Source organism: Pseudomonas sp. 58 R 3 (assembly GCF_900006605.1).
Taxonomy (GTDB): Bacteria; Pseudomonadota; Gammaproteobacteria; order Pseudomonadales; family Pseudomonadaceae; genus Aquipseudomonas; species Aquipseudomonas salomonii.
The window spans coordinates 1-23,954 of record NZ_CVTT01000040.1; the positions used below are offsets into that span (position 1 = coordinate 1).

The 23,954-nt window shown below is 60.4% G+C and carries 22 protein-coding genes; 3 read left to right on the forward strand and 19 right to left on the reverse strand.

All coding sequences use genetic code 11. The annotated features are described in order from the left end of the window. Positions 1 to 37 precede the first annotated feature (37 nt). Positions 38 to 1,260, reverse strand: a protein-coding gene (locus BFP92_RS10000) for an IS3 family transposase (RefSeq protein ID WP_122527355.1) whose coding sequence is annotated in 2 segments (ribosomal slippage) — positions 38 to 909 and positions 909 to 1,260 — 1,224 coding nt in all. Because the reading frame shifts where the segments join, the coding sequence is not laid out codon by codon here. Positions 1,261 to 1,367: 107 nt separating this feature from the next. Beyond that, the gene (locus tag BFP92_RS10010) at positions 1,368 to 1,790 is read right to left on the reverse strand and encodes an OsmC family protein (RefSeq protein ID WP_056857866.1); all 423 of its coding nucleotides are present in this window, start codon (positions 1,788 to 1,790) and stop codon (positions 1,368 to 1,370) included. A gap of 247 nt (positions 1,791 to 2,037) precedes the next feature. Between BFP92_RS10010 and crp the strand changes: the two genes are divergently transcribed. Further along, the gene (gene crp, locus BFP92_RS10015) at positions 2,038 to 2,682 is read left to right on the forward strand and encodes a cAMP-activated global transcriptional regulator CRP (RefSeq protein WP_056857865.1); all 645 of its coding nucleotides are present in this window, start codon (positions 2,038 to 2,040) and stop codon (positions 2,680 to 2,682) included. Here the strand turns inward: crp and BFP92_RS10020 are convergent. The 4 genes from BFP92_RS10020 to BFP92_RS10035 all read right to left on the reverse strand — a co-directional run bounded on the left by BFP92_RS10020 (position 2,679) and on the right by BFP92_RS10035 (position 5,933). Beyond that, entirely contained in the window at positions 2,679 to 3,374 is a 696-nt protein-coding gene (locus BFP92_RS10020) for a lipoate--protein ligase family protein (RefSeq protein ID WP_065929369.1), read from the reverse strand. The two genes, crp and BFP92_RS10020, sit on opposite strands and share 4 nt — an antisense overlap. A gap of 73 nt (positions 3,375 to 3,447) precedes the next feature. Next, entirely contained in the window at positions 3,448 to 4,284 is an 837-nt protein-coding gene (gene trpC / locus BFP92_RS10025; protein WP_065929370.1) for an indole-3-glycerol phosphate synthase TrpC, read from the reverse strand. After that, the gene (trpD, locus tag BFP92_RS10030; RefSeq protein WP_065929371.1) at positions 4,281 to 5,330 is read right to left on the reverse strand and encodes an anthranilate phosphoribosyltransferase; all 1,050 of its coding nucleotides are present in this window, start codon (positions 5,328 to 5,330) and stop codon (positions 4,281 to 4,283) included. The genes trpC and trpD overlap by 4 nt, the downstream gene beginning before the upstream one ends. Positions 5,331 to 5,339: 9 nt before the next feature. Further along, the gene (locus BFP92_RS10035) at positions 5,340 to 5,933 is read right to left on the reverse strand and encodes an aminodeoxychorismate/anthranilate synthase component II (protein ID WP_053258301.1); all 594 of its coding nucleotides are present in this window, start codon (positions 5,931 to 5,933) and stop codon (positions 5,340 to 5,342) included. Between the two features lie 421 nt (positions 5,934 to 6,354). Here BFP92_RS10035 and estP point away from each other — a divergent pair, with 421 nt between their 5' ends. Then, positions 6,355 to 8,277 (forward strand): esterase EstP, encoded by a 1,923-nt coding sequence (gene estP, locus BFP92_RS10040; RefSeq protein ID WP_065929372.1) that lies wholly within the window; start codon positions 6,355 to 6,357, stop codon positions 8,275 to 8,277. 136 nt (positions 8,278 to 8,413) lie between these two features. On the opposite strand, the gene trpE is transcribed toward estP, so the two are convergent. From trpE to BFP92_RS10090, 10 genes are all read right to left on the reverse strand, one after another. After that, positions 8,414 to 9,895, reverse strand: a complete 1,482-nt coding sequence (gene trpE / locus BFP92_RS10045) for an anthranilate synthase component I (RefSeq protein ID WP_065929373.1) — start codon at positions 9,893 to 9,895, stop codon at positions 8,414 to 8,416. Positions 9,896 to 9,963: 68 nt separating this feature from the next. After that, entirely contained in the window at positions 9,964 to 10,782 is an 819-nt protein-coding gene (locus BFP92_RS10050) for a phosphoglycolate phosphatase (protein ID WP_058420485.1), read from the reverse strand. Continuing rightward, positions 10,779 to 11,453: a ribulose-phosphate 3-epimerase gene (rpe, locus tag BFP92_RS10055; RefSeq protein WP_017138077.1), complete on the reverse strand. Its 675-nt coding sequence runs from the start codon at positions 11,451 to 11,453 to the stop codon at positions 10,779 to 10,781. The genes BFP92_RS10050 and rpe overlap by 4 nt, the downstream gene beginning before the upstream one ends. An 83-nt stretch (positions 11,454 to 11,536) precedes the next feature. Further along, a complete protein-coding gene (locus BFP92_RS10060) occupies positions 11,537 to 12,685 on the reverse strand; it encodes an iron-containing alcohol dehydrogenase (RefSeq protein WP_065929374.1) in 1,149 nt (382 codons plus the stop codon). A 141-nt stretch (positions 12,686 to 12,826) separates the two neighbouring features. Then, positions 12,827 to 13,651: an ABC transporter permease gene (locus BFP92_RS10065; RefSeq protein ID WP_017138075.1), complete on the reverse strand. Its 825-nt coding sequence runs from the start codon at positions 13,649 to 13,651 to the stop codon at positions 12,827 to 12,829. A gap of 12 nt (positions 13,652 to 13,663) precedes the next feature. Further along, a complete protein-coding gene (locus BFP92_RS10070) occupies positions 13,664 to 14,896 on the reverse strand; it encodes an ABC transporter permease (RefSeq protein WP_065929375.1) in 1,233 nt (410 codons plus the stop codon). Positions 14,897 to 15,093: 197 nt separating this feature from the next. After that, a complete protein-coding gene (locus tag BFP92_RS10075; RefSeq protein ID WP_065929376.1) occupies positions 15,094 to 16,134 on the reverse strand; it encodes an ABC transporter substrate-binding protein in 1,041 nt (346 codons plus the stop codon). Positions 16,135 to 16,177: 43 nt separating this feature from the next. Beyond that, entirely contained in the window at positions 16,178 to 17,290 is a 1,113-nt protein-coding gene (locus tag BFP92_RS10080; RefSeq protein WP_065929377.1) for an ABC transporter ATP-binding protein, read from the reverse strand. 337 nt (positions 17,291 to 17,627) lie between these two features. After that, positions 17,628 to 18,257, reverse strand: a complete 630-nt coding sequence (locus BFP92_RS10085) for a response regulator (RefSeq protein ID WP_065929378.1) — start codon at positions 18,255 to 18,257, stop codon at positions 17,628 to 17,630. A gap of 18 nt (positions 18,258 to 18,275) precedes the next feature. Next, on the reverse strand, positions 18,276 to 20,270 hold the full coding sequence (locus tag BFP92_RS10090; protein WP_065929379.1) for a PAS domain-containing sensor histidine kinase: 1,995 nt from the start codon (positions 20,268 to 20,270) through the stop codon (positions 18,276 to 18,278). Between the two features lie 77 nt (positions 20,271 to 20,347). Here BFP92_RS10090 and BFP92_RS10095 point away from each other — a divergent pair, with 77 nt between their 5' ends. Next, a complete protein-coding gene (locus BFP92_RS10095) occupies positions 20,348 to 21,322 on the forward strand; it encodes an alpha/beta hydrolase family protein (RefSeq protein WP_065929380.1) in 975 nt (324 codons plus the stop codon). 51 nt (positions 21,323 to 21,373) lie between these two features. On the opposite strand, the gene BFP92_RS10100 is transcribed toward BFP92_RS10095, so the two are convergent. From BFP92_RS10100 to BFP92_RS10110, 3 genes are read right to left on the reverse strand one after another with little or no spacing between them, the layout of a single operon-like run. Continuing rightward, a complete protein-coding gene (locus tag BFP92_RS10100; protein ID WP_065929381.1) occupies positions 21,374 to 22,141 on the reverse strand; it encodes a TerB family tellurite resistance protein in 768 nt (255 codons plus the stop codon). 1 nt (position 22,142) lies between these two features. Further along, positions 22,143 to 22,820 (reverse strand): N-acetylmuramate alpha-1-phosphate uridylyltransferase MurU, encoded by a 678-nt coding sequence (gene murU / locus BFP92_RS10105; RefSeq protein ID WP_065929382.1) that lies wholly within the window; start codon positions 22,818 to 22,820, stop codon positions 22,143 to 22,145. Then, positions 22,817 to 23,842 carry an aminoglycoside phosphotransferase family protein gene (locus tag BFP92_RS10110; protein WP_065929383.1) on the reverse strand — a complete coding sequence of 342 codons (1,026 nt, stop codon included), beginning with the start codon at positions 23,840 to 23,842 and terminating at the stop codon, positions 22,817 to 22,819. Before BFP92_RS10110 ends, murU begins: the two co-directional genes overlap by 4 nt. Positions 23,843 to 23,954 lie beyond the last annotated feature (112 nt).

A 23,954-nucleotide genomic window follows, 5' to 3' on the forward strand; every position in this document is an offset into this window, starting at 1 on the left:
TGTCCAGTCCTGACATAGGTTTACACCTATTTCAGCCTCAAAACGCCCGATGCACCGCATCGGGCGTTTTGTATTTCAGCGATAGATGTGGCCGCTCACTGTTATAGATATGCACGGATTGATCCACCATTCGCGCGGCTTCAGCCGCATCTTTGGGCCGATGCAAGAGAAACTCGGTTTTCAAAATCCCGTTCACTCGTTCGGCCAAAGCATTTTGGTAGCAGTCGTAACCATCGGTCATAGAACACCGGATACCGTGCTTTACATGCAGCCGCTGATAAAGCTCGGAGCAGTATTGGATGCCTCGATCTGAGTGATGAACAAGGTTTTGCTCTGTTTTTCTGCACTTGAGGGCTTTACTGAATGCCTGAATCACAGACTCCGTGTGCAAGCTTTCGTGAACATGATGCCCCACGATCTTCCGAGAGTAGGCGTCAGTCACCAAGCTCAGATAGGCCACGCCCGTTTGAGTGGGCAAGTAGGTGATATCGGCTACCCAAACTTGTTCTGGCGCCGTAGCAACTACCTGTGATGGCCCTTCTTTGAGCAGGTTGGGGTGCCTGTGAAAGCGATGATGACTGTTTGTCGTTTTGTGATAGGCCCGCTTTCGAGGAACCAACTCTCTGCGATCCCGCAAAATGTCGAAAAGGCAGTCTCGACCAACCTTTACCGGGGCTTCGGGCTCGCTATGCATGAGGTTATGAAGCTTTCGGGTTCCAAGCCTAGGTTGTCTGAGGCGCTTTTCGTGCACGAACCCCATAACCTTCTGAGCCTGGAGGGCTCGAGCATTACATGCTCGAATGCGTTTGTAATATGCCTGGCGGGATATCCCGATGAACTGGCAAGCCCGGCTGATACTCAGGTCTTGGACTTTCCTTTGGGAGAGGGCTTGCCGGATCGCTTTTTTACGACAGAGACACCAAAGTCATTCTTGAGTACATCAACAACGGCTTCGAAAAACTGAGCTTTCTGATTGGCTTGAGCGAGTTGCTCTTCAAGCTCTTTGATTCGCTGTTCGGGCGTCAGCGGCTTGTCGGGCTCATCCATGGAACGGGATCTCTTGGTACGAATGGACGCGCTTTGACTCCAGTTCTGTCGACCATGCCTGCGTAGCCAGTTCAACACCGTAGATTTGCCCTGGATGCCGTAGCGCTCTTGAGCCTCTTTATAACTCAACTCGCCTTTTTCGACCTGATCGACGACTGACAATTTAAAGGTCAGCGAGTAGTCACGCTGACTGCGCCTTTTTCCTGAATTCATTACGCCTTCCTGAGATTGGGTCAGAAGGTGTAAACCTTATTCAGGACGGGACAGCCGCACGAAAAAGGGCGCCCTCAAGGGCGCCCTTTTTTATTGGCGACTCGCAATCAACCCAGCTCGATAATCTCGTAATCATGGGTGATGGCCACACCGGCGGCGCCGAGCATGATCGATGCCGAGCAATACTTCTCGGCCGACAGCTCGATGGCACGCTTGACCTGAGCTTCCTTCAACGCCCGGCCCTTGACCACAAAATGCATGTGGATCCTGGTAAACACCTTGGGGTCTTCAGTGGCGCGCTCGGCTTCCAGGAAGGCTTCGCAGCTTTCGACGGCCTGGCGGGACTTCTTCAAGATGCTGACCACATCGAAATTGCTGCAACCGCCGACACCGAGCAGGAGCATTTCCATCGGGCGTACACCCAGGTTACGGCCACCGGCGTCCGGAGGGCCATCCATAACCACTACATGGCCACTGCCCGACTCACCGAGAAACATGGCCTCGCCCGCCCATTGGATGCGTGCCTTCATCGCCCAGACTCCACTGCTAAAAAAGGGTCGCCAGCTTAGCACAGGGTCTTGAAACCGCAGCGCCCAGCATGAAAACGATCAATGAAAACGTTTGCCCGCTAAATTCCTTAATCGAGGCAGAATGTGTCTGTTAAGCTGGCGCCAATTCAATGGCGTATTGCCATCCTTTTTGCAGCGTGTATCAATGCCATTACCGCTGGATAAAAATAATTCCAACCACACCGTGCAGTCTTTTCGGGATACAACCATGGTTGCTCTTGCTCCCACACCCAAGATCAAGAACCTCGACAAATTGTTGATGCACTGCCAGCGCCGGCGTTACCCGGTTAAGCACAACATCATTTGCGCGGGCGAACGCTCCGAAACACTGTTCTTCATTATCAAGGGTTCGGTCACCATCCTGATCGAAGATGAAGACGGCCGCGAAATGATCATCGCGTACCTCAATACCGGGGATTTCTTCGGTGAGCTGGGGCTGTTTGAACAAGCGGGCAAAGAGCAGGAGCGCAGTGCCTGGGTGCGGGCCAAGGTGGAATGCGAAGTTGCCGAGATCAGCTATGCCAAGTTTCGCGAACTGGCCCAGCATGATCCCGACATCCTCTACGCCTTGAGCGGGCAGATTGCCCAACGCCTGCGCGACACCACGCGCAAAGTGGGTGACCTGGCGTTCTTTGATGTCACCGGCCGCGTGGCCCGCTGCTTGCTGGAACTGTGCAAACAGCCCGACGCCATGACTCACCCGGACGGCATGCAGATCAAGGTCACGCGCCAGGAGATCGGACGCATCGTCGGGTGCTCGCGGGAAATGGTCGGTCGTGTGCTCAAGGACCTGGAAGAACGCAACCTGGTACACGTCAAAGGCAAGACGATGGTGGTGTTCGGTACGCGTTAAGCGGGCAGGAATCCGGCCAGCATCTGACGGTACAACGCGTCCAATCGGGTGATGGCATCCGGTGCGGGAAAGGCTTCGTGTAGCGCGATATGGCTGTCGGCACGCACCCGCTGGTCGAGGCCGCAGGCTCGATTGAAGCGATTGACCGCCGCAATCAATTCCTCACGGTCGTTATCCAGCAACAATGCACCGTGCACCAATCCCACCGGGCGGCCGCCGCTTTGCCGCCAACGCTGGGCAGTACCAACCATCTTTCGGCCGTTAAGGTTGACGTTGTAGCGACCGTCGCAGAAGGCGCCGTCGATTTCGCCAACAGAAGCGTCACCGCCCAACTCAATCAGCAAATCACAGATCGGCTGGCACAAACGCTGATAGCCGGTTTCGATGCGGCCCTGATCGCCCTCGCTACGCGGTGGCGCGTAAACCAGTGCGATATTGACCGTGGCGGCCGACTGCGGCACCGGCTCTCCGCCGGTTTCGCGCAGCAACACCGGCCAACCGGCAGCAGCCGAAACTTGGCTGGCAGCGTCAAAAGCCGGCAAGCGGCTCAAACGGCGCGGCATCACCAAAGCCTGATCATTTGGCTGCCAGAACAGTAGCCCGAATGCCTGTTCACCGGCGCAAACGGCCGCCAGCAAGTCTTGCTCGGCGGCAAGCCCTGCTTCAACTGTCATCGACACCGGCTCAATCATCGAACACCTGTCATCTGAACAAACACCAAACCAGATGTGGGAGCTGGCTTCCACATTTTTACCGTATTTCAAGTCAGTCGAGGGTCGAACCGCTCACCGCCACACCACGCTCCGGGAAGAACAGGCGCTGCAATTCCGCCCCTGGGTTCTCGGCGCGCATAAAGGTCTCACCCACCAGAAATGAAAACACACCGCTGATTTCCATCAGCTCTACGTCGGCGCGGTTGACGATGCCGCTCTCGGTAATCACCAAGCGGTCACGTGGAATACGCGGCAACAGGTCCAGGGTATTTTCCAGGCTGACTTCAAAGGTGTGCAGGTTACGGTTGTTAACCCCCACCAGCGGTGTGTCGAGGGTTTTCAGCGCACGCTCCAGCTCATCACCGTCGTGTACTTCCACCAGTACGTCAAGGCCGACGCTTTTGGCCACGGCCGCCAGTTCGGCCATCTTCACGTCATCCAGCGCGGAGACGATCAGCAGCACGCAATCGGCGCCCAAGGCACGGGCCTCGACGATCTGGTACGGGTCAACCATGAAATCCTTGCGGATCACCGGCAACTTGCACGCCGCGCGGGCTTGTTGCAGGAACAGGTCGGAACCCTGGAAGAAGTCGATATCGGTCAATACGGACAGGCAAGTTGCGCCGCCCTTCTCATAGCTCTTGGCAATGTCTTCAGGAATGAAAACTTCGCGAATCACGCCCTTGCTGGGCGAAGCTTTCTTGATCTCGGCAATGACGGCAGGCTGCTTTTCCTTAGCCTGCTTGATCAGCGCATTGGCAAAGCCGCGCGGCGCGTCGGCAATTTTCGCCTGGGCCTCAAGCTCAGCCAGGCTCACACGGGCGCGGCGCTCGGCGACTTCTTCAGCCTTGCGCGCGAGGATTTTTTCCAGAACGGTCGGGACACTCATCCTTCATTCTCCATTTTGAACACAGCAGTAAAGGCTCCCAGCTCTTCGAGCTTTTCGCGAGCCAGACCGGTGTGCAGCGCATCGTGGGCCAAAGCGACACCTTCCTTAAGGCTATAGGCATGGTCCGCCGCGTAAAGTGCCGCGCCAGCATTCAGAACAATCATTTCTGCGGCTTTTTGACCGTTTTCCGTCTTGCGGCGCCCCAAGGCATCACGGATCAACTCCAGCGAGGCCGCCGGGCTTTCCACCGCCAAGCCATGCAAGCTTTGGCTTTTCATGCCGAGGTCTTCGGGCTCGACCCAATATTCGGTGACCTGGTCATTCTTCAGCTCCGCCACGAAGGTCGGCGCTGCCAGGCTGAATTCGTCCAGGCCATCTTTGGAATGCACCACCAGCACGTGCTTGCTGCCCAGACGCTGCAGCACTTCAGCCAACGGCCGGCACAGCGCCTGGCTGAACACACCAACCACCTGATGTTTCACCCCAGCCGGATTCGTAAGCGGGCCGAGCATGTTGAACAGGGTGCGCAGGCCAAGATCCTTACGCGGGCCGGCGGCGTGTTTCATGGCGCCATGGTGGGACTGGGCAAACATGAAGCCAATGCCCACGCTGTCGATGCACCGCGCCACTTGCACCGGCGTCAGGTTCAGATAAATCCCGGCCGCCTCCAGCAAGTCGGCGCTGCCGCTTTTACCCGACACCGCGCGGTTACCGTGTTTGGCCACCGTGCAACCGGCTGCCGCCACCACAAAGGAGGAAGCCGTCGACACGTTGAAAATATTCGCACCGTCGCCACCGGTACCGACCACATCGACCACGCCGTCGAGGGTCTTGAGCTCAACCTTGTCGGCCAGCTCACGCATCACCGACACCGCGCCGACGATTTCGTCGATGCTCTCGCTCTTCATACGCATCGCCATCATGAACGCGCCGATCTGTGCGTCAGTGCATTGGCCGGTCATGATCTCGCGCATCACATCGCTCATTTCAGCGGTGCTCAGGTCCAGATGGCCGACGATACGGCCCAGGGCAGTCTTGATATCCATGGAAAGTCCTTAGCGCGTGCCGCCGCTCTGCTTGAGAAAGTTAGCGAACAGCTCGTAGCCCTGCTCGGTCAGGATTGATTCGGGGTGAAATTGCACCCCTTCGATATTCAGTGTTTTGTGGCGCAGGCCCATGATCTCGTCGACCGAGCCGTCTTCCAGCTGGGTCCAGGCGGTCAGTTCCAGGCACTCGGGCAGGGTTTCACGCTTGACCACCAACGAGTGGTAGCGGGTGACCGTCACCGGCAGGTTAAGGCCATGGAAAACGCCGAGGTCTTTATGGAACACCGGGCTGGTCTTGCCGTGCATCACCTGGCGTGCACGCACCACGTCGCCCCCAAACGCCTGGCCGATGGACTGGTGACCCAGGCACACGCCCAGGATCGGCAATTTACCGGCGAAATACTGGATGGCTTCCAGCGAGATGCCCGCTTCAGTCGGCGTGCAGGGGCCAGGCGAAACCACGATGCGCTCCGGGTTCAGAGCGGCGATTTCGGCGACCGTCAGCTCGTCGTTGCGCACCACCTTGACCTCGGCACCCAGCTCGCCCAGGTACTGCACAACGTTGTAGGTAAAGGAATCGTAGTTATCAATCATCAGCAACATGTGGGTTCAAACCTCTTGAATTCACTGATTTCGAATGACCGCCTTCCAAGAGCGTGTCCCGCTGCCAGACGCACGTTCCGGTTGCCAGGGTGAGCCGGCAAGGGGCGTCAAACAAAGGGTGAAGAAGGCAAATCGGTACAGGTCCGGCCGGGCCGGCAGAGAAAAATGTCAGGCGCGCCAACGCCAACGGGCGTGTGCCTTGACTACTCGCATCAAGAGTTTGCTGATGATCAACACGGGGAGGGTCTCATTCATACGTTCAGGCACAGTAACGTAGCCTCGCCAGCGGTGCAATATGGCGCAGCGATTCCGGGGGTCACCACCGAGTATTTGTAAGAAAAAACTGTTTTCTTCGAAGAAAACCCTCACTACATTGCTAGTGTTTCGCTTCCGACACAAAAACAACTAAATGGAATTTCGCATGCTCAGACCACCGTTTTTTGCGCCCATTGCCGGCTGCCTCCTGTCACTGGCCTGCGCGCAGGCGTTTGCAGCACCTTCACCTTACTCAACCATGGTCGTGTTCGGCGACAGCCTGGCCGACGCCGGCCAGTTCCCCGATGGCTCGGCCGGCGCCACCTTGCGCTTTACCAACCGCACCGGTCCGACATTCCAGGGCGATTACGGCCTGGTGTCATCCACGCTGTTGGGGGCCAGGCTGGGCGTGGCACCCAACGACCTGAATGCCTCCACCTCGCCGGTACGCGCCGCCCAAGGTTTGCCCGATGGCAATAACTGGGCGGTCGGCGGCTACCGTACCGACAATATCCTGGACTCCATCACTTCGGTCTCCAAGGCGGCGATCCCGCCCGGCAACGCCGGGGGTGGCACCGTACTGCGCAGCCGTCAGGGTTATCTGCCGGCAAACGGCGGGCGGGCCGACCCGAACGCGTTGTATTTTCTGTCTGGCGGCGGCAATGACTTCCTGCAAGGGCGCGTCCTCAGCCCAGGCCAGGCCGTGGCCGCCGGCGGGCGCCTGGCGGACAGCGCCCAGGCCCTGCAACAGGCCGGCGCACGCTACATCATGGTGTGGATGCTGCCCGACCTGGGCCTGACGCCCGCCATCAACGGCACGCCCGCGCAAGGCGCCAGCTCGGCCCTGAGCAGCATTTTCAACCAGGCACTGGTGCAGCGCCTGTCGCAAATCGACGCCCAGGTCATCCCGCTGAACATCCCGTTACTGCTCAATGAATCCTTCGCCAACCCTGGGCGCTTTGGCCTGGCCACCGGGCAAAACCTCACCGGCACCTGCTTCAGCGGCAACGGCTGCACCGCCAACCCGGTTTATGGCATTGGCGGCGCCACCCCGGACCCGACCAAGCTGATCTATAACGACTCGGTTCACCCCACCATCGCCGGGCAACAATTGATCGCCGACTACGCCTACTCGCTGCTCGCCGCGCCGTGGGAAGTGACCTTACTGCCGGAGATGGCCCAAGGCACCTTGCGCGCCCATCAGGATGAGCTGCGCAACCAGTGGCAAGCCGACAATCGCAACTGGCAGGCCGTCGGCCAATGGCGCGCGATTGTCGCCGGTGGAGGTCAGCATTTGGACTTTGATGATCAACGCAGTTCGGCCAGCGGCGACGGCAGCGGCTACAACGTGAACCTCGGCGGCAGCTATCGCCTCGACGAAAACTGGCGCGTCGGCGTGGCCGCCGGCTTGTATCGCCAGACACTCGAAGTCGGCGCCCGCGACTCGGACTACACGCTCAACAGCTACATGGGCACCGCTTTCGCCCAATATCAGCAAAACCACTGGTGGGCCGATGCGGCGTTGACCGGCGGCAAGCTGGACTTCGACAGCCTCAAGCGCAAGTTCGCCCTGGGCGTCAGCGAAGGCTCCGAAAAAGGCGACACCGACGGCTGGCTCTGGGCCTTGAGCGGCCGCCTGGGCTATGACATTGCCGGCGCCGGCAGCGATTGGCATTTGTCACCGTTCATCAGCGCCGACTATTCGCGGGTCGAAGTCGATGGCTATTCGGAAAAGGACAACCGCTCCACCGCGCTGACCTTCGATGACCAGCAACGCGACTCCAAACGCCTGGGCGTCGGCCTGCAGGGCAGCTACCGGATTACGCCGCAAACCCAAGTGTTTGGCGAAGTGGCCCACGAGCATGAGTTCGAAAACGACACCCAGAAGGTAAAGATGTCGCTCAACAGCGTGCCAGGCATCGACTTCAAGCTGGACGGCTATACGCCGCGCAGCAATTCGGACCGATTGAGTCTGGGCGTCAGCCACAAGCTGACTCAGGAGCTGGCGCTACGGGCGGCGTATAACGTGAGGAAGGATGACAGCTTTACCCAGCAAGGGGTCAATGTGGGGGTGAGTCTGGATTTCTAAGCGGATCTGAAACGCCCCACAAAACAACTGTGGGAGCGGGCTTGCTCGTGAATGCGGTCTATCAGTTACACATTCAGTGACTGACACTCCGCATTCGCGAGCAAGCCCGCTCCCACATTTTGATTTACATCTAATCTCAAGCTTGCGGCGTTTGCTCGGCCAACGCCACGGCCCGGAACATCGCGCGGCGTTTGTTCAGGGTTTCTTCCCATTCCAGGGCCGGCACCGAGTCGGCCACAATCCCGCCTCCCGCCTGCACATGCAGCTCGCCGTCCTTGATCACGGCGGTGCGGATCGCGATCGCGGTGTCCATATTGCCGTTCCAGGCGAAATACCCCACGGCGCCGCCATACACACCGCGTTTAACCGGCTCCAGTTCGTCGATGATCTCCATCGCGCGAATCTTCGGCGCGCCCGACAAGGTGCCCGCCGGCAGAATCGCCCGCAGTGCGTCCATCGCGGTTAACCCGGCTTTCAGCTCGCCGGTGACGTTGGACACAATGTGCATCACGTTGGAATATCGCTCGATGACCATCTTCTCGGTGAGCTTCACCGAACCGATTTCCGACACCCGCCCAGTGTCGTTGCGGCCCAGGTCGATCAGCATCAAGTGTTCGGCAATTTCCTTGTCGTCGCTCAGCAGGTCTTCTTCCAGCGCCAGGTCGGCTTCTTCGGTTGCGCCACGCGGGCGCGTGCCGGCGATCGGGCGCACGGTGATCAGGTTGTCTTCGACCCGCACCAGCACTTCCGGCGAACTGCCCACCACGTGGAAGTCGCCGAAGTTGAAGAAGTACATGTACGGCGTCGGGTTGAAGCACCGCAGCGCGCGGTACAGATCGATCGGCGCGGCCTTGAAGTCGATGGACATGCGTTGCGACGGCACCACCTGCATGCAGTCACCGGCAAGGATGTACTCCTTGATGGTGTCGACTGCGCGCTCGTAGTCATCCTGGGTAAAGCTTGAACGAAAGATCGGGTCGGCAGCTGGCGGACGGCTGAGGTCCAGGCCACGACGTGGGTTGATCGGCTGACGCAGTTTTTCCAGCAATGCCTCAAGGCTGGCCTGGCCTTGCTCGAAGGCATCCGCCTGGGCCGGGTCGGCGAGAACTATCGCGTGCATCTTGCCGGCGAGGTTGTCGAACACCACCACCGCGTCGGAGACCATCAGCAGAATGTCCGGCACGCCCAGCGGGTCCGGGTTCGGGCATTTGCCCAGGCGTTTTTCCACGTAGCGCACGCAGTCGTAGCCGAAATACCCCACCAGGCCACCGTTAAAACGCGGCAGGCCGGGAATGGTCGGCACGTTGTAGCGCGCCTTGAAGGTTTCGACGAACGCCAGCGGGTCTTCCACGTCATGGCTTTCGATCTCGACGCCATCATGGGTAATGCTCACATGATGGTCATGCACACGCAGCACGGTGCGGCACGGCAAGCCAATGATCGAGTAACGGCCCCACTTTTCGCCGCCCTGCACCGATTCGAGCAGGTAGGAATTGGGCCTGTCGGCCAGTTTGAGGTAGATCGACAGTGGCGTATCGAAGTCGGCCAGGGTTTCGCAGGCCAAGGGGATACGGTTATAGCCGGCAGCGGCCAAACGCAGGAATTCTTCGCGGATCATGAGGTGCCTCGTGGCTTGAGGGTCAAACGGTCAGGTGTGCAAACGTGCCGCAGCGCGGCCAGGATCAGTCAGGCGCGCCAACGCCAGCGGGCCAGGGCCTTGATGACTTTCATCCAGAGTTTGCGAGTGACCACCACGATGGAATTTCCAGAAGGGGTTGATTCGATGTCGGGCAACGTTATCTCAGCGCCCGCTCCCAAGCAACCGGGGATTAGCAGTCGCAGATCATCAATCACCAGCGCCGGCGATTCCTCGGCGATCGGTCGGCCGTGATTGTAGCCGTAGCTCAGCGCCACACACTGCACGCCAGCAGCTTTGGCGGCCAGCACATCACTGCGCGAATCGCCGACAAACAACGATTGCGAGGCCGGAATATTGGCCATTTTCATCACAAAGAACAGCGCCGCCGGGTCAGGCTTTTTCTGCGGCAAGGTGTCGCCGCCGATGATCCAGCGGAAATACCGGCCGATTTTCATCTGGTCCAACAGCGGCGCGACAAAACGCTCCGGCTTGTTGGTGATCAGTGCCATCTCCACGCCTTGCTTGTGCAGCCACTTGAGCGTGTCACGCACGCCGGGGTAAACCACGGTCAGTTCATGACTGCTTTCATAGGCAACATTGAACAGTTCCAGGGCGTGCTCGGCCTCGACCTCATCCACACCTTGGGCATCGATGTGGTTGGCCAGGGCCCGGCGCACCAGCATCTGCGCGCCATTGCCGACCCACTCACGCACCGACTCGATGCCCGCAGGCTTGCGCCCCAGCTTGAGCAGCATCTCGTCCACCGCCGCCGCCAGGTCTGGCACCGAATCGATCAACGTACCGTCCAGATCGAACATCACCAGCCGTGGCAGTTTGCCGGGGAACAGCTGCTCAAAACCGCTCATGGACGCGCCAGCGCCAGTTCGGCCCGCATCTTGTCGATGACTTCCTGGTAGTTGGGAGCGTTGAAGATCGCCGAGCCGGCCACAAAGGTGTCAGCGCCGGCGGCGGCGATTTCGCGGATATTGTTGACGTTGACCCCACCGTCGATTTCCAGGCGGATATCACGGCCCGACGCATCGATCAGCGCACGGGCTTCGCGCAGCTTGTTCAGCGTACCGGGAATGAACTTCTGCCCGCCGAAGCCTGGGTTGACGCTCATCAGCAAGACCATGTCGACCTTGTCCATCACGTACTCCAGCACGCTCAACGGCGTGGCCGGGTTGAACACCAGGCCGGCCTTGCAACCGCCTTCGCGGATCAGCTGCAGGGTGCGGTCGACGTGCAGCGTGGCTTCCGGGTGGAAGGTGATGTAGGTGGCGCCGGCCTCGATGAAGTCACCGACGATGCGATCCACCGGGCTGACCATCAGGTGCGCATCGATCGGCGCAGTGATGCCGTACTTGCGCAGCGCCGCGCAGACCATCGGGCCGATGGTCAGGTTGGGCACATAGTGGTTGTCCATGACATCGAAGTGCACGAAGTCGGCACCGGCGGCCAATACCTTGTCCACTTCCTCACCCAGGCGGGCGAAGTCGGCGGAGAGAATCGATGGAGCGATAACGAAGGGCTGCATGACGCACCTTTTTGAGCTAAATCACGATGGCGCGCATTGTATACCTCATGCTTTACCCAGCACACCGTGACCTAACTCAATGGTCAGTAAGCCGCCCGGTAGATTTTCTCGATATCCGCCGCGCTGAGCTTGCGCGGGTTGTTGCGCATCAGGCGCTCGATACCCGCCGCTTCCGTCGCCATGGCGGGGATCGCGTCTTCCGGCACACCAAAGCTGCGCAGCCCTGCCGGGATTTCCACGGCGGCACACAGCCGCGTCATCGCCTCGACCGCCTGGTCGGCGGCGTCGCTGAGGCTGAGCCCGGCGGTATTCACGCCCATGGCTTGGGCAATGTCCTGCATGCGCTCCACGCAGGCCAGTTTGTTCCAGTGCATCACGTAAGGCAGCAAGAGCGCATTGCTCACGCCGTGAGCAATATTGAATCGCCCGCCCAGCGGGTACGCCAAGGCATGCACTGCGCCGACGCCGGCATTGCCGAAGGCCATGCCGGCCATCAGGCTGGCGGTGGCCATATCATCGCGCGCCTGCAGGTTGGCCGGGTTGGCGTAGGCCTTGGGCAGCGCATTGGCAATCAGCTTGATCGCGCCGATGGCCAGCGCGTCGGTGATCGGCGAGGCATTCAGCGACAGGTAGGACTCGATGGCATGCACCAGCGCATCCACGCCACTGGCGGCGGTGACACTGCGCGGGCAGGTCAGGGTCATTTGCGGGCTGATCAGCGCAACATCCGGCAATAAGTAATCGCTGACGATGCCTTTTTTCAGTTGTGCGGCCTTGTCGGAGAGAATCGCCACATTGGTCACCTCCGAACCGGTGCCGGCCGTGGTCGGGATCGCTATCAGCGGCGGGCCTTTGCGCGGCACCTGGTCGACGCCGAACAAGTCCGCCAGCGCGCCGTGGTAACCGGCATAGGCCGCAACACTCTTGGCAATGTCGATGGCACTGCCGCCGCCCACGCCGATCAGGCCGTCATGCCCGCCCTCGCGGTACACGCGCATGCAGTCCTCGACGATGGCGATTTCCGGGTCGGGCAGCACGCGATCGAAAATCTCATAAGTGCGCTCACCCAGGTGTGCAAGCGCCAGCGCCACGGTGCCGGACTTGACCAGCGCGGCATCGGTGACGATCAGCGGGTTATCCACATCCAGGCGCGTGAGCTCGGCGGCCAGTTGTTCGATCGCGCCAGCGCCGGTCAGCAGTTTGTGGGCGATCTTGAATGAGGAAGTACTCATGTGCGCGGCCTCTTATTAATGATGGGCTGGCACAAGAATAGCCGGGTATTTCAGGTTGCCCAGCATTCACGCACTGAATGGGCACAGATCCAGTGTGGGAGCGGGCTTGCTCGCTCCCACAGGTTTGATCTCCACTTGGCTTTAGACTTGCGCGGTGCGCAGTTTCTCGCTGCGGCCTCGCAGCCACTCAAGGGTCAGTAACAGCAGCACCGAGAACGCAATCAGCAAGGTTGCCGCTGCAGCAATCGTCGGGCTTAAATTTTCGCGGATGCCGCTGAACATCTGGCGCGGCAAAGTCGCTTGCTCGGGGCCGGCGAGAAACAGCGTCACGACCACTTCATCGAAAGACGTCGAGAAGGCAAACAGCGCCCCGGAGATCACCCCCGGCGCGATCAACGGCAAGGTGACACGGCGAAACGCGGTCAACGGCGAGGCGCCCAGGCTGGCCGCCGCCCGCACCAGGTTGTGGTTGAAGCCCTGCAATGTTGCCGACACGGTGATGATCACAAACGGCACACCCAGCACGGCATGCACCACAATCAGCGAGAGGAAGCTGTTGCCCAACCCTAGTGGCGCAAAGAACAGATAGCTGGCCACGCCAATGATCACCACAGGCACCACCATCGGCGAAATCACCAGGGCCATGACCAACGCCTTGCCGGGGAAGTTGCCGCGCGTCAGGCCAATCGCCGCCAGCGTCCCGAACACCATCGCCAGCACCGTGGCCGCCGGGGCCACAATGATGCTGTTCTTCAATGCACGCATCCACTCGGCGGAGGCGAAGAAGTCTTGATACCAGTGCAACGAGAAGCCTTGCAGCGGGTACACCAGAAAACTGCCGCTGTTGAACGACAGCGGGATAATCACCAGCACCGGCAAGATCAGGAACAGCAGGATCAAGCCACACAGGATCCGCAAGCTGTAGAACCACACGCGCTCCACGGGTGACATATAAGGGCTCAGCATCGCCAACTCTCCTCAGCTCAGGCGCAGGCGACTGGCGCCGACCAGACGGTTGTAGATCAGGTACAGCACGACGGTCGCCAGCAGCAGCAAGCCGCCCAACGCCGTGGCCATCCCCCAATTGATGCTGGTGTTGGTGTAGAACGCGACGAAGTAGCTGACCATCTGGTCGTTCGGGCTGCCGAGCAGCGCCGGGGTGATGTAGTAACCAATCGCCAGGATAAACACCAGCAGGCAACCGGCGCCGACGCCGGCGTAGGTCTGCGGGAAGTACACGCGCCAAAAACTGGCAAACGGGTGGCACCCCAGGGAAATCGCCGCGCGCATATACGTGGGCGAGATGCCTTTCATCACGCTGTAGATCGGCAAAATCATGAACGGCAACAGAATGTGCACCATCGAGATGTAAACGCCGGTGCGGTTAAACACCAGCTCCATGGGTTTATCGATCAGGCCCATGCCCATCAATGCGCTGTTGATCAGCCCACCGGACTGCAGCAATACAATCCATGCCGCCACCCTTACCAGGATTGAGGTCCAGAACGGCAGCAATACCAGAATCATCAACAGGTTACTTTTGCGTGCCGGCAGGTTGGCCAGCAAGTAGGCCAACGGATAGGCCAGCAGCAGGCAGATGAAGGTAATCACCAAGCCCATCCAGAACGTGCGGGCAAAGATGTCCAGGTAGATGGCCTGGTCGGGTGTGGCCGGGGCCACTTCGCCAAGGTCATTGATACGGTGATCGACGGCCGCCAGCAGGTAGTACGGCGTGAGGCTGCTGGTATTACGCCGGATCGCCTGCCAGTACGCCGGGTCGCCCCAGCGTTCATCGAGGCTTTCCAGCGCGTCCTTATAAGAGCCGGGCGCTTCGGCAAACGGCAGCGCCCGCGCGGTTTTGGTCAACAGGCTGCGGTAGCCGGCCAGCTCCATGTTCAAGCGTTTGGACAAGTCGCCCAGGGTCTGGTTTTTACGTGCTTCACCCAGGTCTTCGCTGAGCGCCTGATACACCGGTTCACCCGGCAGGCCGCGACCGTCCCAGGCCTTGACCGCCACCACGGTACGCGGCAAACCGCCCACCACTTCCGGGTTGCCGACGCTTTTGTAGAGCAGCGCAACAATCGGCACCAGAAACACCAGCAGCAAAAACAGCACCAGCGGCGCAATCAAGGCCTGGGCCTTCCAGCGATTGAGCCGCTCGGCACGCGCCAGGCGCTGCTTGAGGGTGGGGCTGGGAATGGCGATAACCATGGCAAACTCCGGAACTTAAAAATGAATGCGCTCTGCCCAACACAACAGGTCCCAAATGGGAGCGGGGTTGTGTGGCAGCGGGCTTGCTCGCGAATGCGGTGTGACAGTCAGCACATGAAGAGACTGATCCACCGTATTCGCGAGCAAGCCCGCTCCCACACTTACCGGTTCGCACAAGGATTTAGCGGTGTGGCTGGTTACTTGGCCGCCCAGGAATTGAAGCGCTGCTCGAGCTGCTCGCCGTTATCCGCCCAGAAGCTCACATCGATTTGCACCTGGTTGGCGATGTTCTCCGGCGTGGTCGGCATGTCTTTCAGCACATCCTTGGCCAACAACGGTACGGCCTGGGTATTGGCCGGGCCGTAGGCGATGTTTTCCGAGTAGATCTTCTGCTGTTGCGGCTGCACCGAGAAAGCGATGAACTTCTTCGCTGCTTCGGCGCGATCCTTGGCCAGGCCTTTAGGGATGGCCCAGGCGTCAAAGTCGTAGATGCCGCCGTTCCACACCACTTTCAGGTTGCTTTCTTTTTGCACGGCAGCAATGCGGCCGTTGTAGGCCGAACTCATGACCACATCACCCGAGGCCAGGTACTGCGGCGGTTGTGCGCCGGCTTCCCACCACTGGATCGACGGTTTGAGTTCGTCGAGTTTCTTGAACGCGCGATCCTGGCCGTCTTTGCCAGCCAGCACTTTGTACACGTCTTTGGGGGCCACGCCGTCCGCCATCAAAGCGAATTCCAGGGTGTACTTGGCGCCTTTGCGCAAGCCGCGCTTGCCTGGGAATTTCTTGGTATCCCAGAAATCCGCCCAACTGGTCGGTGCAGTGGTCAGCTTGTCGGCGTTGTACGCAAGCACAGTGGACCACACAAAGAAGCCCACACCGCAGGGCTGAATCGCGCCTTTGACATAATCGGCGCTGTTGCCGAACAGTTTCGGGTCGAGCGGTTCGAACATGTCTTCGTCACAGCCACGGGACAGTTCCGGCGACTCCACTTCCACCAAGTCCCACGACACGCTCTTGGTATCGACCATGGCTTTGACCTTGGCCATTTCGCCGTTGTACTCACCGGCAACGATCTTGCCATTGCCCGCGCTTTCCCACGGTGCGTAAAAGGCTTTGACCTGAGCCGCCTTGTTCGCGCCGCCGAAGGATACGACCGTCAGGTCCGGGCCTGCCATGACCTGTGTCGCGCCCATCAAGCCGATGGCCAGGGCGGAATATTTAAGGGATCTCAACATTGTTGTTCTCTCCACGTGCAGGGTTGGTGAAGCCATGGGGCGATTAATTCGCCTCTAGAAGTGGGTCGAGTGCGCGAACGTGCTCGACTTGCCAGCCAATCGGTACCACGTCGCCGACCGCAAGCGCTGTGTCCAGCTCAGCGATCGGTTGTTTCACAAAAAAATCGGCCTTGCCGCAGACTTCCAGGCGCACACGCACGTGGTCGCCCAGGTAGATAAATTCCGCCACCCGCCCAGAGAAGCGGTTGACGCAGGATTCACTGGAGCCATTGAGGCTGACGCGCTCCGGGCGTACTGACAGGGTCACCGGGCCGCCGAGCTGGCCGACATTCACTGCCAGTGCCTCAACCTTTTCACCGCGCGCCAACTCCACCACACAGCGCTCGCCGGTGTGGCTGTGCAGGCGGCCATTGAGTCGGTTGTTCTCGCCGATGAAGTTGGCAACGAAGGTGTTTTTTGGCTCTTCGTACAGGGTGCGCGGCGCGGCGATCTGCTGGATCTCGCCCTGATGGAATACCGCCACGCGGTCGGACATGGTCAAGGCTTCGCCCTGGTCGTGGGTCACGTACACCACGGTCACGCCGAGACGCTGGTGCAGGTGCTTGATCTCCATCTGCATGTGTTCGCGCAGTTGTTTATCGAGAGCGCCGAGGGGCTCGTCCATCAACACCAGTTGCGGTTCGAACACCAGCGCCCGGGCCAAGGCCACGCGCTGTTGCTGGCCGCCGGAGAGTTGCGCCGGGTAACGCTGGGCGAAGGCATCCAGCTGGACCATGCTCAGCACGCGTTTGACCCGCTCGCTGATATCGGTCTTGCTCAAGCCGCGCACCGACAAGGGGAATGCCAGGTTCTCTGCCACCGTCATGTGCGGGAACAGCGCGTAGTTCTGGAACACCATGCCGATGTCGCGCTTGTGCGGCGGCACATTGTTGATAGCGCGTCCGGCGAGCAAAATTTCCCCGGCGGTCGGCGTCTCGAAACCGGCGAGCATCATCAGGCTGGTGGTCTTGCCCGAACCGGACGGCCCGAGCAGGGTGAGGAACTCGCCCTTGCGAATCTCCAGGTTGAGGTCTTTGACGATCAGGTTCTCGCCGTCGTAGCTCTTCTGCACGCCACGAAAGCTGACCAGCACATCATTTGAATCCACCTCGCTCATACCCGCACCTTTTGTTTTGGACTGCTGTGGCACAAAGCGTAGTCCAGGCGCGAGCCCCCGGAAATCGGGAGCCAGGAGAGAATCACATCAGCAGGATGGAAGGTTGGGGGTAGGGATTGCCCTACACCGATGGCGGGCAGAGAACAGTGCGGCGGCAATCGTCAGCGTCTGCCGGCAAAGCCTATGTCGTAAACAGATACGCGCACCTGGAGGAGCCCGGCTTGATCGTTCCCTCGCTCCGCGTGGGAATGCAGCCCAGGACGCTCTACGTCCTAAAGCGTGACGCAGAGCGTCACAAGAGGCGTTACCACGCGGAGCGTGGGAACGATCGAGGGGGTTACAAGAGTTTGTGTTCCATGGCGTACTTCACCAATTCAGCCAGTGACGTGATATTGAGCTTTTGCATCAACCGCGCCTTGTGAGTGCTGATGGTCTTGCTGCTCAGCGCCAGTTGCTGGGCGATGTCATTGACGTTGGCGCCCTGGGCCAGGCGCTCGAACACCGAGAACTCGCGCTCCGACAGTAATGAATGCAACGGCCGCGTATCGGTGAGGCCGACCTCAAAGACCATGCGGTCCGCCAGGTCCGGGTCGATGTAACGCCCGCCCGCCGCCACCTTGCGAATCGCCGTCAGTAACAGCGCCGGGTCACTGTCCTTGGTGGCATACCCCGCCGCCCCGACTTTCAGGGCGCGGGCAGCCATTTGCGCTTCATCGTGCATCGACAGCACCAGAATCGCGGGCGGGTTACTCAATGCACGGATGCGCGCAATCGCTTCCAGGCCATTCACGCCCGGCATCGAGATATCCAGCAACACCACCTCGCAGGCGATATGGCGCAAGGTCTCCAGCAACTGCTCGCCATTGCTGGCCTCGCCGACCACCTGCAGGTCTTTGGCCAGGCCAATCAATTGCTTGATGCCTTCACGAACAATGGTGTGGTCTTCGGCTACCAATACGCGAATCACAGGGGCTTGCTCCTATCGTTATGCATCCAACGGCACCGTGACACTCAACGTGGTGCCCTCCCCCAGCTCGCTGTGCAGGCTCAATTGCCCGCCCATCATCAGCACCCGCTCACGCATGCCGACTACGCCAAAGGACACCGGGCGGCCTGGGTTCTCGACGAAACCGACGCCGTCATCACTGATGGTCAGCCGCAAGTCGGCGCTTTCCACCGTCAGGGTCAGTTCGACAGTATGCGCCTGGGCATGACGCATCACATTGGTCAGCGCCTCCTGCAGGATACGGAACAGGCCAATAGCCTTGGCATCGCTGAGGGCCGGCAGGTTATCCGGGACTTGTACCAGGCAGGGAATGTGCGTGCGCGCTTCGAAGCGGCGGGCTTGCCATTCAATCGCCGAGGCGATGCCGGCGTCGAGAATCGGTGGGCGTAGCGCGGTCGCCACATCCCGGACAAGCTGGAACAACTGGGCGATCAGGCGTTTCATGCTGTTCAGGCGCTCGGTCAAGCCCGGGTCCAATTGCGCATAGGCCAGTTCGCACATCGACGTCTCCAGCTTGAGCACCGTGAGCATCTGACCCAACTCGTCATGCACTTCACGGGCGATACGCGCCTTTTCCTCTTCGCGCACGGTTTCCAGGTGGGCAGACAGCTCGCGCAACTGTGTTTCGCTTTGCTGCAAGGCGGCCACGTAACGACGGCGCTCGGTGACGTCGTTGAGATAAACCACCAGGTATTCGCCCTCGGCAAAGCGCAGGAAGCTCAACGACACATCCGCCGGCAGGATGCTGCCGTCAGCGCGCACGCAATCGGCGGCGAAGGTCTGCGGGCCCTCTTCGCTGGCACGCGCACGCTTCCACACGTCAAGCCAGCGGTCCATATTCAAGGTCGGGTCAAAATCGATCAGCGGTCGCTCGATCAGCGCGCCGGCGGCGTAGCCCAGCATGGTCTCGGCGGCGCGGTTGGCGTAACGCACGTGGCTGTCCCAATTGACCCAAAGAATGCCGACCGTACTTTGATCGATGGAGAACTGCGTCAGCTGCAACGCTTCGGCACCGGCCGCACGCGCGGCGCTTTCTTCCCGGGCGGCCAGTAAGCTGTGTTCCAGCACTCGCTGGTGACGGCGCTGCCAAACCACCACGGCGAGGCTGGCGAGCAGGAACATCGTCAAGAGCAGGCTGAGGTTTTGCCACAGGCCCGGCGACTCCGTCAGCCGTGGGTATTGGGGTTGCAGCCAGCGGCTATGCAATTGGTCGAGGTCGCGGGCGGGTATCGCGCGCAAGGCACTTTGCATGATGCTCGCCAGTTCCGGCCACTCACGGCGCGTGGCCACACGCAGCAATTGCGGCAGGCCGATATCGCCGACCACCGCCAGCCCGGCAAACTCCGCCTCGCCGGACAATCGGCTCAATTGCGCCTCATCCACCACGGCATAACGCGCCTGCTGGCTCACCAACAATTGCAGGGCCTGGCGCTCCAGGGGCACGCCTTGCAGGTTGAGGTTGGGGTAATTGCTGCGCAGGTAATCGGCGACAGCGCTGGGCATGCGCACGGCGACGCGGGACAGCTCGTCAAGCTTTTCCAGCTCCACCGCGCCGCCGCCCTCGCGAATGCCGACGATATGCTGAGGCACGCGCATATAAGGGTCGCTGAATAACCACAGACGCAAGCCGGCCGGGGTTTGCTGCAGGCCCGGGGCGATATCCACCTCGCCATCGCGCACGGCAGCTTCCAGTTGCTCCTGGCTGGGGAAATTGCGCCAGGTCAGGTCGATATTCAGTGCTTTGGCCAGCCATTGCATCAATTCGACATTCGCCCCGGACAAGCGCTGCAGGCGCCGGTCGTATTGGGCGTACGGTGCTTGCAATACCACGCCCACGCGCAACTGTGGGTGCTGCGCCAGCCACTCACGCTGCTGAGCATCGAGCTGCGCCTGCGGCGCGACAGGCGCAGGCGCGGCATTCGCCATCAAGGCAAAGCACACACAGCCGATAACCAGCAGACAGCGAAAACCCATGATCCACGTCTCACATCACTGACAAACACTGACCAACCCATTAGGCTGCTGGAATCACTTCCGGCCGGGAATTAACGATGCCCTTTACCCACCGTTCGGCACTGCCAGCATTGTGCCTATCGCTGCTATTTACCAGCGCCTTTTCTGTTCAAGCCGCCGACACGCCTGCGCCCACCGCCGAAAAACCGGCTGAACGCCAACCGCTGCCCGAGCGCAGCCAGGAAGAAGCCAGCGCCCTGGAGCGTCAACTGCCGGCACAGGAACAGCAACAATTGCAGGCCGGCAGCGATTCATTCCTGGCCCTGTGGAAACCGGCCAACAGCGCCGAGCCTGAAGGTGTGGTGATTATTGTGCCGGGCGCCGGAGAAAGCGCCGATTGGCCACAAGCAATCGCGCCGCTGCGCCGCAAGTTACCCGATGCCGACTGGGGCACCCTGAGCCTGTCGTTGCCGGATGTGAACCTCGACACCTTGCCGCCTCGGGTCATGGAGTCGCCCAAAACAGCGGTCGACACCAGCAGCAAAGACGGCAGCACGGCCGCCAAACCGATCGAACAAGCCGCCAGCGCCGAAGCCGAAGGCACTGACCCGGCGGTGGTGCCGGGGGCTGATGAACAGGACAAGACCGACGCCAAGCGCATCTTTGATCGCATCGACGCCGCCGTTGCCTTTGCCCAAACCCAAAGCGCGCGCAGCGTGGTGCTGCTCGGCCACGGCACCGGCGCCTGGTGGGCCGCGCGCTACCTGAGCGAGAAACAGCCGTCCCAAGTGCAGAAGTTGGTGATGGTGGCCGGCAAGACGCCGGCGGCCAGGCAGCCGGACCTGCAAAAACTGGCGCCGGCGCTGAAAGTGCCGACGGCGGATGTGTATTACCAGGACGGCGCCCAAGAGCGCAAAAACGCCCGGGAACGTATGCAGGCCGCCAAGCGGGGGAAGAATGATGGCTATAAACAGGTGTCGCTCAAGACTCTGCCGGGCAACAGTGCAGCTGAGCAAGAGCAGCTGTATCGGCGGGTTCGTGGGTGGCTGAGCCCGGAGCCGGGCTCAAACTGATCCAGCCAGCTCCCACACTGATTGGGTTGTCACTTCCAAAAATTGAGGTGGCTACCTGAAATCCCGCCGTTCGCGAATCAACGCATAAGCATTATGCAGCTCGCGGGTACGTTCGGTGGCCTCACGCACTTGCGCCAGGCTTGCTCCCGTGCCGGCGATCTTGTCCGGGTGATGGCGGCTGAGCAGGCGGCGATAGGCGCGCTTGATCGCCGCCGGTTCGCTGGTGGAGGTCACCCCCAGAATCCGCAGCGCCTCCTGATACGCCCCGCCACGATTGGCCAATGGCTTGCGTTCGGGGGCGTAATCAGACGCCAGCGCCTGCAGTTGTTGCGGCGTCCACCCCAGCCATTTGCCCCACAGGTCAATCAGGTCGCGTTCGGCGTCATCGGCCCTGCCGTCCGCCCACGCCATGCGCCAGCATGCACGCAACACACCTTCTGCCGCATGGGGTTGGGTTTTGAGTACGCGCAGGTAATTGCGCACCCGGTCGGATCCCGACTTGCCACGATTGAACGCGGTAATCGCCCGACGCTGGGCCGGTTCGCTCATGTCCAGTGAGCGCATTTCCTGACGCGCTTGCTGGATATGCCCAGCCATCACCCGGCCATTACTCTTGGCCAGGCGCCCCAACAACACAAACAGCAATTCGTCGTTGCGCAATGCCGGGCGCCCGCCCAGGCGCTCGCGCAATTGCGCCCAACTGTGCAACTGCAGACGGCGATCCAGTGCCTGTCCCAGTAACGCGCCCAACAAGGCCCCCGGAATACTGGCAATGGCAAAGCCAGCCCCGGCACCGATCAGTGTCCCTGGCCACAACATCTTATTGCCCCGCAGTCAGCAAGGTTTCAACCTGCGCCAGACGCTCCAGCGTGCCGACATCAATCCAGCGTCCTGTCATGTGCTCTCCCGTTACCAGACCTTTGGCCATGGCCTCCCGCAACAGCGGCGCCAGTTTGAAGGCACCAGCGCTGCAGCCCGCGAACAACTGCGGGTCGAGCACTGATATGCCACTGAAGGTCAGGTTATCGGCACCGGGCGCGGCATCATGAAGCAGACCGTTGTCCAAATAAAAGTCGCCTCCCGTTGGCGCATGGGCAGGCATGTCGACCATGACCAAGTGGGCAAGCCCTTCCAGCGCCTTGTTGTGCAGACTGGCAAAATCGAAGTCCGTCCAGATATCGCCGTTGACCAACAGGAAAGGCTCGTCGCCCAGCAGCGGCAAAGCCTTGAAAATCCCGCCGCCGGTTTCCAGTGGCTCGCCCTCGGCTGAATACTGAATGCGCAAGCCAAACTGCGCACCATCACCCAGATAGCTTTCAATCTGCTGGCCGAGCCAGGCATGGTTGATCACGATATCGGTGAAGCCGGCCCTGGCCAGCGCCTCCAGGTGATACTCGATCAAACGCTTGCCGCCCGCCTCCACCAGCGGTTTGGGCGTGTGCAACGTGAGCGGACGCATCCGCTCACCTTTGCCGGCGGCCAGGATCATGGCCTTCATACGCGCACCTCGGTCGGTTCACGCAGGCTGGCGAGCAACTCACCCAACTCGTCCAGCTCAGGCCGGTCGGCCAATACCGCTTCTATATAAGCAAAGAAACGCGGCACATCGGCCAGGTAACGTGGCTTGCCGTCGCGATGGCAGATGCGCGCAAAAATGCCGATGACTTTGAGGTGGCGCTGCACACCCATCAGGTCGCTGGCCCGCAGGAACTCCTCGAAATCGGTCTGCACCGGGATGCCCAACGCGCCGGCACGCGCCCAGTAGCCGCGCTGCCACTCGCGCACGCGGGCCTTGGGCCAGCTGAGAAACGCATCCTTGAACAGACACGTGATGTCATAGGTAACCGGGCCGTAGACCGCGTCCTGGAAATCCAGCACGCCGGGGTTCGGCTCGCTGATCATCAGGTTGCGCGGCATATAGTCGCGATGCACCAGCACTTTGGGCTGGGCCAGGGCACTGTCGATCAGGTGATCGCTGACGCGCTGCCATAAGGCCTGCTGCCGGGTGTCGAATTCGATACCCAAATGCCGGCGCACGTACCACTGCGGAAACAATTCCAGCTCACGACGCAACAAGGCGACGTCATAGCTGGGCAGCGGTGCGTCCATCGGCAATTGCTGAAAAGCCAGCAATGCGTCGATGGCATCGGCGAACAATTCGTCGGCGTTTTGTTCGTCAATCACGTCCAGATAGGTTTTTCTGCCCAGGTCATTAAGCAAAAGAAAGCCGCGCGGCAAATCTTCTGCATAAATTTTTGGCACATTTATTCCCGATTTCGCGAGTAAATCAGCGATATCGACGAAAGGTTTGCAGTTTTCCTGGGGCGGTGGAGCGTCCATGACGACGAACGTGCGACCACCGCCCTCCCAGCGGAAATAACGCCTGAAACTCGCGTCGCTGCTGGCCGCGGTCAATGTGGCCGGAGGTACGACACCCCAGTCCTGAGCGTTGAAAAGGATCGGCAACTGCTCATCCAGCCAAACTTTCAGCTGTTGTAAACGTAGATCTTGCTCGGGCATTACAAGGGTCTCCGACGGCGCTAGCCGTCAAGCGGGTCATGCTTTATTATCACGCATCTTTTTCAGACCATCGAGAGGCGTGCGGCCCAAACCGCGGGCAGATGGCACGCAG